The sequence below is a fragment of the Microbacterium galbinum genome, assembly GCF_023091225.1.
Classification (GTDB): domain Bacteria; phylum Actinomycetota; class Actinomycetes; order Actinomycetales; family Microbacteriaceae; genus Microbacterium; species Microbacterium galbinum.
Genome location: NZ_JAHWXM010000001.1, coordinates 1,888,347 through 1,903,101 on the forward strand (window position 1 = coordinate 1,888,347; position 14,755 = coordinate 1,903,101).

Annotated in this window: 15 protein-coding genes; 9 read left to right on the plus strand and 6 right to left on the minus strand. The window is 70.1% G+C overall.

The features are described from left to right. Positions 1 to 161 precede the first annotated feature (161 nt). From KZC52_RS09010 to KZC52_RS09030, 5 genes are read left to right on the plus strand one after another with little or no spacing between them, the layout of a single operon-like run. Positions 162 to 953, plus strand: a complete 792-nt coding sequence (locus KZC52_RS09010; RefSeq protein WP_247623706.1) for a HesA/MoeB/ThiF family protein — start codon at positions 162 to 164, stop codon at positions 951 to 953. After that, positions 950 to 2,197, plus strand: a complete 1,248-nt coding sequence (locus KZC52_RS09015) for a molybdopterin molybdotransferase MoeA (RefSeq protein WP_247623707.1) — start codon at positions 950 to 952, stop codon at positions 2,195 to 2,197. The genes KZC52_RS09010 and KZC52_RS09015 overlap by 4 nt, the downstream gene beginning before the upstream one ends. Continuing rightward, complete coding sequence (gene moaC / locus KZC52_RS09020; protein ID WP_247623708.1) at positions 2,194 to 2,691, plus strand: cyclic pyranopterin monophosphate synthase MoaC; 498 nt, start codon at positions 2,194 to 2,196, stop codon at positions 2,689 to 2,691. The genes KZC52_RS09015 and moaC overlap by 4 nt, the downstream gene beginning before the upstream one ends. Continuing rightward, positions 2,688 to 2,921, plus strand: coding sequence for a MoaD/ThiS family protein (locus tag KZC52_RS09025; RefSeq protein WP_247623709.1), 234 nt, complete (start codon positions 2,688 to 2,690; stop codon positions 2,919 to 2,921). The genes moaC and KZC52_RS09025 overlap by 4 nt, the downstream gene beginning before the upstream one ends. A gap of 50 nt (positions 2,922 to 2,971) precedes the next feature. Next, positions 2,972 to 3,157, plus strand: coding sequence for a hypothetical protein (locus tag KZC52_RS09030; protein ID WP_247623710.1), 186 nt, complete (start codon positions 2,972 to 2,974; stop codon positions 3,155 to 3,157). 90 nt (positions 3,158 to 3,247) lie between these two features. Here KZC52_RS09030 and KZC52_RS09035 read toward each other — a convergent pair whose 3' ends face one another. The 5 genes from KZC52_RS09035 to KZC52_RS09055 form a co-directional block, all read right to left on the minus strand. Further along, the gene (locus KZC52_RS09035) at positions 3,248 to 3,715 is read right to left on the minus strand and encodes a hypothetical protein (RefSeq protein ID WP_247623711.1); all 468 of its coding nucleotides are present in this window, start codon (positions 3,713 to 3,715) and stop codon (positions 3,248 to 3,250) included. A 30-nt stretch (positions 3,716 to 3,745) separates the two neighbouring features. Continuing rightward, complete coding sequence (locus tag KZC52_RS09040; RefSeq protein ID WP_247623712.1) at positions 3,746 to 4,174, minus strand: molybdenum cofactor biosynthesis protein MoaE; 429 nt, start codon at positions 4,172 to 4,174, stop codon at positions 3,746 to 3,748. Next, the gene (locus KZC52_RS09045) at positions 4,171 to 4,659 is read right to left on the minus strand and encodes a MogA/MoaB family molybdenum cofactor biosynthesis protein (RefSeq protein WP_247623713.1); all 489 of its coding nucleotides are present in this window, start codon (positions 4,657 to 4,659) and stop codon (positions 4,171 to 4,173) included. Before KZC52_RS09045 ends, KZC52_RS09040 begins: the two co-directional genes overlap by 4 nt. A 38-nt stretch (positions 4,660 to 4,697) precedes the next feature. Next, entirely contained in the window at positions 4,698 to 6,329 is a 1,632-nt protein-coding gene (locus KZC52_RS09050; RefSeq protein WP_247623714.1) for a molybdopterin-dependent oxidoreductase, read from the minus strand. Positions 6,330 to 6,403: 74 nt separating this feature from the next. Further along, positions 6,404 to 7,102, minus strand: a complete 699-nt coding sequence (locus KZC52_RS09055) for a GTP pyrophosphokinase (RefSeq protein ID WP_247623715.1) — start codon at positions 7,100 to 7,102, stop codon at positions 6,404 to 6,406. Positions 7,103 to 7,238: 136 nt separating this feature from the next. Between KZC52_RS09055 and KZC52_RS09060 the strand changes: the two genes are divergently transcribed. After that, on the plus strand, positions 7,239 to 9,320 hold the full coding sequence (locus KZC52_RS09060) for an APC family permease (RefSeq protein WP_247623716.1): 2,082 nt from the start codon (positions 7,239 to 7,241) through the stop codon (positions 9,318 to 9,320). 116 nt (positions 9,321 to 9,436) lie between these two features. On the opposite strand, the gene KZC52_RS09065 is transcribed toward KZC52_RS09060, so the two are convergent. Next, positions 9,437 to 10,606: an SLC13 family permease gene (locus tag KZC52_RS09065; protein ID WP_247623717.1), complete on the minus strand. Its 1,170-nt coding sequence runs from the start codon at positions 10,604 to 10,606 to the stop codon at positions 9,437 to 9,439. Positions 10,607 to 10,817: 211 nt separating this feature from the next. Between KZC52_RS09065 and KZC52_RS09070 the strand changes: the two genes are divergently transcribed. The 3 genes from KZC52_RS09070 to kdpB are packed head-to-tail and all read left to right on the plus strand — an operon-like array spanning position 10,818 to position 14,751. Beyond that, on the plus strand, positions 10,818 to 10,907 hold the full coding sequence (locus KZC52_RS09070; RefSeq protein WP_247623718.1) for a potassium-transporting ATPase subunit F: 90 nt from the start codon (positions 10,818 to 10,820) through the stop codon (positions 10,905 to 10,907). Continuing rightward, a complete protein-coding gene (kdpA, locus tag KZC52_RS09075; protein WP_247623719.1) occupies positions 10,907 to 12,586 on the plus strand; it encodes a potassium-transporting ATPase subunit KdpA in 1,680 nt (559 codons plus the stop codon). Before KZC52_RS09070 ends, kdpA begins: the two co-directional genes overlap by 1 nt. Positions 12,587 to 12,588: 2 nt before the next feature. Further along, positions 12,589 to 14,751, plus strand: coding sequence for a potassium-transporting ATPase subunit KdpB (gene kdpB / locus KZC52_RS09080; protein ID WP_247623720.1), 2,163 nt, complete (start codon positions 12,589 to 12,591; stop codon positions 14,749 to 14,751). Positions 14,752 to 14,755 lie beyond the last annotated feature (4 nt).

Below are 14,755 nucleotides of genomic sequence, written 5' to 3' on the forward strand. Positions count from 1 at the left end.
TTCCGAACCCAGGATTCCGCACAAACGGAGGATAGATCTTTCGCCCGCAACCGATCTCTCCGTGAGGGGTCACAACACGCCGGATGCGGGCCACGTGTCGCGGCGTGTCTTGACCCCTCATGGGCCTCCGGAACGGCGAGCGCACGGCATACCCTGAACCCATGGACCCGCTCGTCGCCCCCGCACCGGCCCTCGACCCGACCGAGCTCGTGCGCACCGCGCGTCACGCCGTGCTCGGCGGTATCGGCGAAGAGGGGCAGCGTCGCCTCAACGCCGCGCACGTCGCGGTCGTCGGCGCCGGCGGCCTCGGCTCGCCCGCCCTGCTCGCGCTGGCCGCGGCCGGCATCGGCACCCTCACCGTGATCGACGACGACGTGGTCGAACTCACGAACCTGCAGCGCCAGCTCGCCCACCGCGTCGACGACATCGGCACCCCCAAGACCGCCTCTGCGGCGCGCGCGATCACGGCTCTCGCCCCGCAGACCTCCGTCGTGCAGAGCTCCGAGCGCCTCTCCCCCGACAACGCCGAGAGGCTGCTCGCGGGCGCCGACATCGTCGTCGACACGAGCGACTCCTTCGAGACGCGGCGGGCCGTCGCCGCGGCATCCGAAGTCCTGGGCGTTCCCCTCGTCTGGGGCGCCGTGCAGGAATGGCACGCTCAGGTGACGGTGTTCTGGTCGGACCCACCCGCATCGGATGCCGTCGTGCTGGCCGACCTCTTCCCGATCGGCACCGAGGGCGAACCGCCCAGCTGCGCGCAGGTCGGCGTGCTCGGCGCGCTGTGCGTGCAGGTCGGCGGGATGCTGGCGAGCGAGGTCGTGAAGCTCGTCACGGGTGCCGGCGACCCGCTGCTGGGTCGCCTGGCCGTGATCGACGCCCTCTCGGCGCGGCAGCACGAGGTCGCGATCCGCCCCGCGGGCCCGGCCCGCGTCGCGACGGAGGTCACGGCGTGAGCGCCGCACCCGGGGGCCGCCGCACGGTCGAGGAGCAGCTCGCGCGCGTGCTCGACGCGGTGCGTCCGTTGCCGTCCGAGACCCGCGCGATCCGCGACGCCTCCGCCCGCGCCCTCGCCGCCGATGCGACCGCCGCGCACGACATCCCGCTCTTCGACAACTCCGCGATGGACGGCTTCGCCGTGCGGTACGCGGATGTCGCGACGGCATCCGCCGATGCCCCCGTCACCCTGCGCGTCGTCGCCGATCTGCCGGCCGGGGTCTCGGACGACCCGGCGCTCGCCCCCGGCGAGGCTGCCCGCATCATGACCGGTTCGCCGGCGCCGACCGACGCCGACGCGATCGTCCCCTTCGAAGACACCGCGGGCGGTCTCGCCGACTCTCTCGGCGAGGTGCGGGTGCTGCGCGCGCCGGCGAAGGCGGGCGTGTTCGTGCGCCGCCGGGGAGCCGATCTCGTCACGGGCGACCCCGTCGTGCGCGCCGGCGAACGGCTCGGCGCGTTCCAGATCGCCGCGGCCGTCGCCGCCGGGATCGCCGAGGTCGCCGTGCGCCGCGCGCCGCGCGTGGCGGTCGTGTCGACCGGCAGCGAGCTGCTCGCCCCCGGCGATGCCGTCGTGCGGGGGCGCATCCCCGATTCGAACGGCCCGCTCCTCGAACAGTTGGTCGGTGGGGCGGATGCCGAGGTGGTACTGGTCGCCCGCGTGGCCGACGAGGCGGATGCCGTGCGCGCGGTCACGGCCGACGCGGTGGCCCTCGGTGCCGACGTGATCGTGTTCACGGGCGGTGTGAGCGCCGGAGCCTACGAGCCCGTGCGCGGGGCGTTCGACGGCGGCGGCGAGGTCGAGTTCGCGAGCGTGTCGATGCAGCCCGGCAAGCCGCAGGCGTTCGGCGTGCTCGATTCCGGCACGCTCGTCTTCGGCCTGCCCGGCAACCCGGTGAGCGTCGCGGTGTCGTTCGAGGTGTTCGTGCGGCCGGCGCTGCTGGCGATGCAGGGGCGGGCCGCGATCCATCGGCCGCTCGCATCGCTGACCGCGGATGCCGCGTGGACCACGCCTCCGGGCCGACGCCAGTACCTTCCGGCCGTCGTCGACCTCGTCGCCGGCACCGTGCGTCCCGCGACCGCGGGAGGCTCCGGCTCGCACCTGGCGGGAGGACTCGCACGGGCGCAGGCGTTCGCGATCGTTCCGGCCGAGGTGGAAGCCGTCGCCGTCGGCGATCGGATCGATGTCATGCTGGTGGAATGAGCTTCACCCACCTGGATGCCGCCGGTCACGCGCACATGGTCGACGTCACTCTCAAGCAGCCGACCGTCCGCACCGCCACCGCCCGGGGGTTCGTGCGCTGCAGCACCGACGTGGTCGCCGCTCTGCGTGACGGCACCACCCCGAAGGGCGACGTCATCGCCGTCGCTCGCATCGCCGGTATCCAGGCTGCGAAGTCGACGGCATCCCTGCTGCCCCTCGCCCACGTGATCGGCGTGCACCGGGCGAGCGTCGACCTCGAGATCGTCGACGACGGCGTGCAGATCGAGGCCACCGTCGGCACCGCCGACCGCACCGGCGTCGAGATGGAGGCACTCACCGCCGTCTCGGTCACGGCGCTCGCGGTCGTCGACATGGTCAAGGGACTCGACCGCTCGGTCGTGATCGAAGACGTGCGCATCACCGCCAAGTCTGGCGGGCGCTCGGGCGACTGGGTGCGACCCGGCGAGTCCGATCCCGGCGAGGCATCCGCATGACCCGCGTGCGCTACTTCGCCGCCGCCGCCGAAGCCGCGGGGACGGATGCCGAGGAGCGCACCGAGCCCACGTTGGCCGAGCTCCGGGCCGCGGTCGTCGCCGACCACCCGGCACTCGCCGACATCCTGCCGCGCTGCGCCGTGATGGTCGACGGCGTGCGCAGCGATGACGATCGCTCTCTCGACGGGGTCGAGCTCATCGACGTGCTGCCGCCCTTCGCGGGCGGCTGATCGATACTCTCGCGTGGCGATGCGGGCGTGTGGACGGCGAGAGACACACCGTGACGGGCGAGATCCCCGATGGGCTACGGTCGTGCCCGGAGGACGGGATGATCGTGATTGCCGGCAAGTCTCCCGAGGTGTCGGTTCTTCCTCGCGATCCCCAGAAGACGTCGATCGGAGAGTACGACTTCCAGGGATTCGAGCAGCGCGACGGAACCGTATCCTTCACGGTCACCTGTCCGTAACCCTCGCCGCTTCTCGAGATTCGGTGGCGAGAACGGAACTCACCTGGACTGAATCCGAATCAGAATCCGGTCCGGGGTGTCACCCGATCGCTAAGGGGTGACGTCGTTCGCACCAGGGCAGATGTCGCCGAGTTCAGCGAGTGCAGTGGTGGTGGCCTCATCGGCGGCTGCGATGTCGGCGGTCAGAGTTCCATCCGCCCACGTGTCGGGATCCTCGTGAGCTCTCTCCCAGATCGGGATGAACCGTGCAGCGGCGTCACGCACGGCGAGAACGACGTCTTTCACCTCGGTGTCATCGAGCTTCGCCGCAACGGCGGCCAGCTTCTCATCGGCCCCGGTGTGGAACGAGAGCATCGTGGACGGGCCGTAGGTGGTGAGGCCATCTGCACTCTCAGCGAGCTGGGCGGTGTACTCCGGGAGCTCGTCGACGACGATCTGGCAGGACGCCTCTCTCTGGGAAGCGTCGGAATCGTCTGCCGTCTCAGTCGTCGTGCCGACGCACCCGGAGAGCGGAAGTGTGGCCAGCAGAGCGACGCTGGCGAAAACGCGGGTCTTCATGATGTCCATCCTTACGAGGGCTGGTGGAGGTCAGCCGCCGATGCCCTTCCACGACGAGGTGCCGTCGGACTCGTGCTGGCGCTTCCACACCGGAAGGTCGCGCTTGATCGCCTCGATGATCTCACGGCATACGGCGAAGGCCTCGGCCCGGTGCGCGGATGCCACCGCGATCACGACGGCGGCGTCCCCCACGGCCAGCTGACCGATGCGGTGGCTGACCGCGACGAGTGCGCCGGCCCCGCCCTCGGCGTCCGCGGCGATCCGCCGCAGGGTGACGGTGGCGTCGGGGTGGGCGCTGTACTCGAGTCCGATCACCGGGGTGTCGGCATCCGGGTCGTTGTCGCGCACGCGCCCGACGAAGGTCGTCACCGCACCGAGGCGCGGGTCGTCGACCGCGGCGAGGTGCGCGTCGAGGTCGAGCGGGTGCTCGACGATCGCGGCGATGCGGACGTCGTTCATCCGTGGTCACCGCCGGCGAGCTGGTCGACGATGTGCGCGGCGACCGTGAGCACGATCGGGATGCCGGACGAGACGGCGTTCGTGGAGCCGGGCAGGTTCACCACGAGCGCGCCGAACGGGTCGACGACGCCGGCGAGGCCCCGCGACAGCACCGACTTCGGGGTGTCGGCGAGACCGTGACGACGCAGCTCCTCGGCGAGCCCGGGAAGCTCGCGCGTGATCACCGGACGGGTGCCCTCGGGCGTCTCGTCGCGCGGAGCGATCCCCGTGCCCCCGGTCGTGACGATCAGCTTCGCACCGCGGGCCAACGCGCGTCGCAGAGCGTCGGAGACGGAGTCGGCGCCATCGGCGACGATCTCGGCATCCGGGCAGTGCCACCCCGCTTCGCGGAGCAACCCGACGGCGATGGGGCCGCCGCGATCCTCGCGCTCTCCCGCGAACGATCGGTCGGACACGGTGATCACACAGGCGGAGGGCGAGGTCATGCGTCCACCCTAGGACGCGCCGGGGCCACCCGCACCGGTCAGTTGACCCGTACGAGCGAGCGCTGCCAGCCCGATGAGCCGTTCGGCGCGATCGGCGCGCGCTCCTCGATCTGCGTGTCGCCGTTCTTGTTGATCGCCCGCACCGCCACGTAGTGGGTGCCCGGGGTCGCGTCCCATTCCATGAACCACTGCACCCAGGTGTCGTCGTTGATGGCCTTCGACAGCGTCACCGGAGTCCATTCGCCGTTGTCGATGCTGACCTCGACCCGGTCGATGCCCACCGACTGCGCCCAGGCGACCCCGGCGATCGGGATGCGTCCGGCCTCGACCGCCTCGCCGAGCTTCGGGGTGTCGACGCGCGACGAGAACTTGATCGGCGCCTCGGCGCTGTACCCGCGCGGGGTCCAGTAGGCCTCGTCGTCGGCGAAGGTGGTGACCTTGAGCTCGGTGAGCCACTTCGTCGCCGAGACGTAGCCGTAGAGACCCGGCACGACCATGCGCACCGGGAACCCGTGCTCGAGCGGCAGCGGCTCGCCGTTCATCGCCACCGCGAGGATCGCGTCGAGGTTGTCGTCGGTCAGCGACGCCAACGGCGTGCTGGCGGTGTAGCCGTCGACGCTGCGCGAGAGAACCATGTCGGCACCGGACTTCACGCCGGCCTTGGCGAGCACGTCGCGGATCGGCACGCCGAGCCACTTCGCGTTGCCGACGAGTTCGCCGCCGACCTCGTTCGACACGCAGGTCAGGGTGATGACGTACTCGTCGAGCCCCATGTCGAGCAGATCCTGGAAGCTCATCTCGACCCGCTCGTCGACCATGCCGTCGATCACGAGGCGCCAGGTGTCGGGGTCGATGGTCGGAACGGTGAGCGCCGTGTCGACCCGGTAGAAGTCCTCGTTCGGGGTGAAGAGCGGACTGATCCCCGGCACGTCGAGCTCGGCGCCGTCGGGGATGGTGACGGTGCTGTTGGGGGTGGGGAGCTTCAACGCCTTGCGGATGCTCTCCACCGACGAGACGGTCATGCTCACCGCGCGCGACGCCACCCCGACGACGACGGCCGAGATGCCGGCGATCGCGGCGAGGCCGAAGAATCCGCGACGGCTGACGCCGACCTTCGTGTCGGCGGTGGCGAGGTCGGTGGGAGACGGCTTGGTGATCGGAGGCGTCGACGGGTCGACGGCGGGCTTCTTCGCCGCGGCCGGGGCCAGCGCGGCCTCGCGCCAGCGGCGCAGCCGGCGGATCAGCAGCACGAGGATGACGGCACCCGCGACCGTGCCGAGCACGGGAGGCAGGAAGGCCAGGGGCGTCACCCCGGCGCGCGTCACGATCGCCGCGGTCGACAGCACGCCGGCGATGCCGAGTGCGATCACGCCGAACGGGGCCCGCACGAGCTGCAGGATGCCGGCGATCGCCGAGGCGATGACCACCGCCAGTCCGAGACCGGCGAGCAGGGCGATCTTGTCGTACTCGCCGAAGGTCGCGATCGCGAACTCCTTGAACGGCTGCGGCACGATGTCGATGACGAACCCGCCGACGGCCAGCACCGGGCTCGCCGCGCGGGCGACGAGCAGGGCGAACAGCTCGGCGACGGCGAGGAACACCGCGCCGCTGATCAGGCCGGCCAGCGCCGCCCACGCGATGAACCGCTTTCCACTACGCCGATCGGCCATGATGCCCTCCTCGTCCACCGGTGACGGTGCTCCCCGGTTCTTCGGAGCGGACGACCGATCGGATGGCGCCGAGGCTACACCTCGACGATGCGCGGCGGGGGAGGCGGGGCGAGCTGGCGCTTCGGCACCCCGTGCGCCTCGCGGTGCAGCCGCTCCATCCGGGTGTCGAGTTCGGCGGCGGCCTCGGCCGCATCGCTCAGGCTGTCGACGAGATGCGAGGGCACCTGGTTCGAGAACTTGTAGTAGATCTTGTGCTCGAGGCTGGCCCAGAAGTCCATTGCGATCGTGCGGAACTGCACCTCGACCGGCACCGACAGCGCACCGGTCGAGAGGAACACCGGCACCTCGATGATCGCGTGCAGGCTCTTGTAGCCGTTGGGCTTGGGGGTGGCGATGTAGTCCTTCACGACCCGCACCGTGATGTCGTCCTGCGCGGTGAGCAGATCGAACAGCCGGTAGACGTCGGCGACGAAGCTGCACGTGACGCGGACGCCCGCGATGTCGGTGATCTCGGAGCGGATGAGCTCGAAGTCGGGCTCGTCGATGCCCTTGCGCGCGAGCTTCTCGACGATGCTGTCGGGAGACTTCAGCCGGCTCTTGACGTGCTCGATCGGGTTGTACGCGTGGTCGTGGGTGAACTCGTCGCGCAGGATCGAGATCTTCGTCTCGACCTCGCGCATGCCGAACTCGTACTCGCGCAGGAACCGCTGGAACTGGTCCCGCAGGGCCTTGGTCTCCTGGATCGAGATCTCATCGACGGGGAGGGTGGTCATGATGTCGACGTTATCCACCCGTGATCGGAAACGGCTGTGCATCCGTCCGTCCGCCGCGTGAGGATTTCGTGAGGGCGCCCGCCCGGGCCGTAGGGATTCCGTGAGGATGCCGTCAGGATGCCGTTCGGCAGGAGTAGTGTCGCCGGACGTGTCGGAAGAATTCAGAGAGGGCGGCGATGCGCCGGCGGTCAAGCGCATCCTCATCGGCGAACCCCTGACGAGCGCCCAGGTCGACGACCAGTTGCTGCCGAAGCGCATGGCCCTGCCGATCTTCGCGTCGGATGCCCTCAGCTCGGTCGCCTACGCCCCGCAGGAACTCGTGATGATCCTGCTGATCGGCGGGCTCACGTTCCTCTCCTTCACCCCGCTCGTCGCGGTGGCGGTCGTGGTGCTGCTGATCGTGGTCGTGCTCAGTTACCGCCAGCTCATCAAGGCGTATCCCTCGGGCGGCGGCGACTACGAGGTCGCCTCGAAGAACCTGGGCGAGATCCCCGGCGTGATCGTGGCGGCCGCCCTGCTCGTCGATTACGTGCTGACGGTCGCGGTGTCGGTCGCGTCCGGTGTCGACAACATCATCTCGGCGCTGCCCGGCCTCGACCCGTTCCGCGTGGAGCTGGCGGTCGGGTTCGTGATCCTCATCATCATCGTGAACCTGCGCGGGGTGCGCGAGGCATCCCTCGTCTTCGCGATCCCCACCTACGTCTTCATCGGCTCGGTCGGGTTGATGATCGTGACCGGACTGGTGCGCACGTTCCTCGGCGATGCGCCGGTCGCCTCCAGTGCCGACTTCTCGGTGCAGGCCGAGAACCTCAGCCAGGCCGCGGTGATCCTGCTGATCCTGCGCGCCTTCTCGAGCGGATGCTCCGCCCTCACCGGCGTCGAGGCCGTGTCGAACGGGGTGCCCGCCTTCCGCGCGCCGAAGGTGCGCAACGCGCAGTCCACCCTGGTGCTCATGGGCACGATCGCGATCTGCCTGTTCTCGGGCCTCACCGCCCTCGCGCTCATCACCGGCGTGCACTACGCCGAGAACCCCTGCGATCTCATCGGCTTCGACTGCACGAACCCGCAACCCAGCCTCATGGCGCAGATCGCTTCCGCGACGTTCGGCGGTGGGAGCATCCTGTTCTTCGTCGTGCAGGCCGCCACCGCGTGCGTGCTGCTGCTCGCGGCCAACACCGCGTTCAACGGATTCCCGCTGCTGGGCGCCGTGCTCGCCCGCGACGGCTACGCCCCGAAGTCGCTCAACACCCGCGGCGACCGCCTGGTGTTCTCGAACGGCATGATTCTGCTGGGCATCGCCGCGATCGTCGTGCTCGTGGTGTTCCAGGCGAAGCTGACGACGCTGATCCAGCTGTACATCATCGGCGTGTTCGTGTCGTTCTCGCTCGGCCAGATCGGCATGGTGCGGCACTGGCGGCGCGTGCTGCGCGGGCACGGCGCGGCCTCTCACGACGGGGCCGCGGCATCCGATCGCCGATCCGCCCGCGTGGGCCTGGTCATCAACTCCGCCGGCGCGACGCTCACCGTGCTGGTGCTCCTCATCGTCACGATCACGAAGTTCACGCACGGCGCGTACCTGGTGTTCTTCGCCATCCCGATCCTCGCGTTCCTCATGCTCGGCGTGAAGCGGTACTACCGCGACGTCGACCACGAGATCGCGATCGACGACACGACGCGGTTCGGGGCATCCGGCGACGTCGCCATCGTGCTCGTCAACCACCTGCAGAAGCCGGTCATGAAGGCCATCGACTACGCGATCGCCGCGAAGCACGACAAGACCCTGGCCGTGCACGTGGCCGTCTCGGCGGATGCCGCCGCCGCCGTGCAGAAGGACTGGAAGGACCACCTCGTGCCGATCCCGCTGGTGATCGTCGAGTCGCCGTACCGGTCGTTCGCGCAGCCGGTCACGCAGTTCATCACGCAGTACCGCGAGAAGCACGGCTCGTCGGTGGTGACCGTCTACCTGCCGCAGTACATCGTCGGGCACTGGTGGGAATCGTTCCTGCACAACCGCCGCGCCCGCCGTCTCGCGAACCAGCTCATGCTGGTGCACGGCGTCTCGATCACGCTCGTGCCGTGGCTGCTCGACTCGTCGGAGCTCATCTACGGCCGTCGCTCCCGCCCGCTGCCCGGGCAGGAGCGAGCCGGTCGCCCCGTCGCCCCGGTGGTCGTCTCGGGTCGCCGTGCCCACCGGCCGGAGGGTCCGCCGCAGGAGTAGGTCGCGTCTCTTCGGAGGCGGAGCTCTCGGCGTTGGGCGGAGTTCTCGCCGTTGGGCGGAAGAATCGGACGAGAACATCCGCCTGACAGGGAGTTCTCCGCCCATCGACGTGCGACTCACGCCACCAGCAGCAGCGCCAGTACCGCCACCGCGACGGTCGGGATCGCCGCGATCGCACCCCACATCATGAACCGGCCCCAGCGGATCTCGACGCCGAGAGCGGTGATCCGGTGGTGCCACAGCAGGGTCGCGAGCGATGCCCACGGCGTGATGAGCGGACCGAGGTTCACTCCGATCAGCAGTGCCATGAGCGCGACGGGGTCGCCGGCCGCGGGCTCGAGCACGAGATAGGCCGGCAGGTTGTTGATCGCGTTGGCGCTGACCGCGCCGAGAGCGGCGAGACGGAAGAGGTCGCCAGGACCGTCGCCGGCGATCGGGGTCGTCAGGAAGTCCAGGATGCCGCGGGCGTGGAGCGTCTCGACGATCACGAACAGGGCCCCCGCGAGCGCGAGCGCCTGCCAGGGTACGAGACCGAGCCGCAGCGCACGGCGCCGACGCACGGCGAACAGCACGATCAGCGCGAGGGCGGCGACGGATGCCGGGATCCACACGTCGTGCGTGAGGGCGAGCAGCGGCATGAGCACGACCAGGATGCCGGTGGCCGACCAGAAGAGCACGGGATCGGCCGAGCGGCGCGGCGGCGGCACCTCGTAGGCCGAGAACAGAGTGCGCCGATGCACGAGGGTGAGGATCGCCACCGGGATCAGGATGCCGACGAGGGTGGGCGCCCAGCTCAGCGCGAAGAACGCCCCCGGACCGCCCATCTGCGACGCCGCGAGCAGGTTGGTGAGGTTCGACACCGGCAGAGCCAGCGATGCAGTGTTCGCGAGCCACACGGTCGCCAGCGCGAAGGGGATCGGCGGCACCCCGATGCTCTGCGCCAGCACCACCACCACGGGCGTGACGATCACGGCGGTCGTGTCGAGCGAGAGGAACACCGTGCTCACCACGGCGAGCGCGATCACGAGCCCCCAGAGCAACAGAACCCGGCCGCGACCCCAGCGGGCGAGGCGCTGGGCGACCACGTCGAACACGGCGGCGTCGCGGGCGAGCTCGGCGACGATCGTGATCGCGACCACGAACCCGAGAACGGGCGCGATCCTCTCGCCGAGCGCCCCGGCATCCGCCCCCGGCAGGATGCCGGTGAGGACGCACACGACCGCGACCGCGACGAGCCCGCCGACGATCCACGTTCCGGCCCCGAGTCGCCGCGTCTTGTCTCCCACCTCGTGAGCATAGATCTCCCGAGCCCCGGAGGAGCGGATGCCGTGAGCAAGGCGCATGCATCGGCGCGAGCACCGTACGGGAACCGTGAGGATCGTCGAATGCCCGGCGCCCGCGGAGTTGTATCGGTGACGTGCTCGACATCCTCTACCTCGCGCTGACTCTCGCGCTGTTCGCCCTCGTCTCGTTCGCCGCGAAGGGGGTGGAGAAGCTGTGATCGTCTTCGAGATCATCGCCGCGGCCCTCGCCGCCGCGGCCGTCGTCTACCTCGTGATCGCCCTCGTCGCGGCGGAGCGCATCTGATGGGCGCCGAGATCTGGTTCGGCGTGCTGCAGGCCGCCGTCCTCATCGTCGCCCTCGTGCTGCTCTACCGCCCGCTCGGCGACTACATCGCGCACGTCTTCACGAGCCCGCGCGACGCCCGCGTCGAGCGCGGCGTGTACCGCGTGATCGGCGTCGACCCGGCATCCGAGCAGACCTGGCGGGCCTACGCCCGCAGTGTGCTGGCGTTCTCGGTCGTGGGTCTGCTGCTCGTCTACGGACTGCAGCGGCTGCAGGCGTTCCTGCCCGAGTCGCTCGGCCTGCCCGCCGTGCCCGAGGGCCTGGCGTTCAACACCGCGGCGTCGTTCGTGGCCAACACCAACTGGCAGTCGTACTCGCCCGAGCAGACCATGGGCTACACCGTGCAGCTCGCAGGTCTCACGGTGCAGAACTTCGTGTCGGCGGCGGTGGGCCTCGCGGTCGCGGTCGCGCTGATCCGCGGCATCGCCCGCCGCGGCTCGACCACGATCGGCAACTTCTGGGTCGACCTCATCCGCGGACTCGGACGCCTGCTGCTGCCGATCTCGATCCTCGCGGCGCTCGCCCTGCTCGCGGGCGGTGTCGTGCAGAACTTCGCCGGCTTCACCGACATCACCACGGTCGCGGGGAACCCGCAGACGATTCCGGGCGGACCCGTCGCCTCGCAGGAGGCCATCAAGCTGCTCGGCACGAACGGCGGCGGCTTCTTCAACGCCAACTCCGCGCACCCCTTCGAGAACCCCACCGGGTTCACCAACCTGCTGCAGATCCTGCTGATCCTCGCGATCCCGTTCGCGCTCCCCCGCACGTTCGGCCGCATGGTGGGCGACCACCGCCAGGGCTACGCGATCGCCGCCGTGATGGGCACGATCTTCCTCGTCTCGACGTTCGCGCTCTCGGCTCTCGAACTCGCCGGCCGCGGCACCGCCCCCGAGCTCGCCGGAGCCGCGATGGAGGGCAAGGAGGTGCGCTTCGGCATCCTGGGCTCGACCCTGTTCGGCAGCGCGAGCACCCTCACCTCCACCGGTGCGGTCAACTCGATGCACGACTCGTACACGGCGCTCGGCGGCATGATGCCGATGCTCAACATGATGCTCGGAGAGGTCGCCCCCGGTGGCGTCGGATCGGGTCTCTACGGAATGCTCGTCCTCGCGATCCTCGCCGTCTTCGTCGGCGGGCTGCTCGTGGGCCGCACGCCCGAGTACCTCGGCAAGCGCATCGGCCCGAAGGAGATCAAGCTCGCGAGCCTGTACATCCTCGTCACACCGACCCTCGTGCTCCTCGGTACGGCGCTGAGCTTCGCGATCCCCGGCATCCGGGCGGACGTCGAGGCCACCAGCATCCTGAACCCCGGTGTGCACGGCATGAGCGAGGTGCTCTACGCGTTCACGTCGGCGGCGAACAACAACGGCTCGGCGTTCGCCGGTCTCACCGCCAACACCCCGTGGTTCAACACCGCGCTCGGCGTGGCGATGCTGCTCGGGCGCTTCCTGCCGATCGTTCTCGTGCTCGCCCTGGCAGGTTCCTTCGCCGCGCAGGAGAAGGTGCCCGAGACCGTCGGCACCCTGCCCACCCACCGGCCGCAGTTCGTCGGCCTGCTCCTCGCCGTGACGGTCATCGTCACCGCGCTCACCTACTTCCCGGTGCTCACCCTGGGCCCGCTCGCCGAAGGACTCGTCTGACCATGACACTCATCACCACTCGAGAAGCGGATGCCGCGGCATCCGCGCCGTCCACCGAGAAGGCGCCGCGCACGTTCGGCTGGCCGCAGCTCGCCGCCGCCCTGCCCGGTGCGCTGCGCAAGCTGAATCCCGCCGCCCTCGTGCGCAACCCCGTGATGCTGATCGTCTGGGTCGGCGCCGCGTTCACGACCGTGCTCGCGATCGCCGAGCCGTTCCTCGGCGGCCCCGGAGAGTCGGGCGGCACCCCCGTGCCCGCGCCGTTCACCGCCGGGATCGCCGTGTGGCTGTGGCTCACCGTGCTCTTCGCGAACGTCGCCGAGTCGGTCGCCGAGGGCCGCGGCAAGGCTCAGGCCGCGAGCCTGCGCAAGACCCGCACGAGCACCATGGCGCGACGGGTGGTCGGATACGACGCCGCGACGGATGCTCTCGCCGCCCGCACCGAGACCGTCGAGGTCTCGTCGGCCGAACTGCAGCGCGACGACCTCGTGATCGTCGAGGCGGGCGAGCTCATCCCGGGCGACGGCGACATCGTCGCGGGCATCGCGACCGTCGACGAGTCGGCGATCACGGGCGAGAGCGCCCCGGTGATCCGCGAGTCGGGCGGCGATCGCAGCGCCGTCACCGGCGGTACGCGCGTGCTGTCCGACCGGATCGTCGTGCGCATCACCTCCCAGCCGGGCGAAACGTTCGTCGACCGCATGATCGCACTCGTCGAGGGTGCGAGCCGTCAGCGCACTCCCAACGAGATCGCGCTGAACATCCTGCTCGCGAGCCTGTCGATCGTGTTCGTGATCGTCGTGCTCGCCCTCAACCCGATCGCGTCGTACGCGGCGTCGCCGGTCAGCATCCCGGTGCTCATCGCCCTGCTCGTGTGCCTCATCCCGACGACGATCGGCGCGCTGCTCTCGGCCATCGGCATCGCCGGAATGGACCGCCTCGTGCAGCGCAACGTGCTCGCGATGTCGGGCCGCGCGGTCGAAGCCGCCGGAGACGTCACCACGCTCCTCCTCGACAAGACCGGAACGATCACCTACGGCAACCGCCGCGCCCACGAGGTGCTGCCGCTGCCCGGCGTCGACGCCGACGAGCTGCTGCGCGTCGCCGCTCTCGCCTCGCTCGCCGACCCCACGCCCGAGGGCGCGTCGATCGTCGATCTGGCGGCGAGCCGCGGCATCCGCATCGACGAGCAGACGGATGCCGTCGTCGTGCCGTTCACGGCGCAGACGCGCATGAGCGGCCTCGACCTCGCCGACGGCACGCAGATCCGCAAGGGCGCCAGCTCCGCGGTGCGGGCGTGGCTCTCCGAGGGCTCCGCCCAGACGGATGCCGAGCTGATGAGCCGCACGGATGCCGTCGCCTCCAGCGGCGGAACGCCCCTCGTCGTCGCGGTGAAGGGCCCTTCGGCAGGCTCCGGGACCGGCAAGGAGGAGATCCTCGGCGTCGTGCACCTGAAGGACATCGTCAAGGACGGCCTCCGCGAGCGGTTCGACGAGCTGCGCAGCATGGGCATCCGCACCGTCATGATCACGGGCGACAACCCGCTCACCGCGAAGGCGATCGCCGCCGAGGCCGGGGTCGACGACTTCCTCGCCGAGGCGACCCCCGAAGACAAGCTCGCCCTCATCCGGCGCGAGCAGGAGGGCGGTCGTCTCGTCGCGATGACCGGCGACGGCACGAACGACGCTCCGGCGCTCGCGCAGGCCGACGTCGGCGTGGCGATGAACACCGGTACGTCGGCGGCGAAGGAGGCCGGCAACATGGTCGACCTCGACTCCGACCCGACCAAGCTCATCGACATCGTGCGCATCGGCAAGCAACTGCTCATCACGCGCGGCGCCCTCACCACGTTCTCGCTCGCGAACGACATCGCCAAGTACTTCGCCATCATCCCGGCGATGTTCATGGGCGTCTTCCCCGGCCTCGCGGTGCTCAACGTCATGCAACTGCACTCCCCGGCATCCGCCGTGACCAGCGCGATCATCTTCAACGCGATCGTGATCGTGTTCCTCATCCCGCTGGCGCTGCGCGGCGTGAAGTACCGCCCGGCGAGCGCCTCGCAGATCCTGCAGCGCAACCTGCTCGTCTACGGACTCGGCGGCGTGATCGCCCCGTTCATCGGCATCAAGCTGATCGACCTCGTCGTCAGCCTCCTCCCCGGCTTCTGAAAGG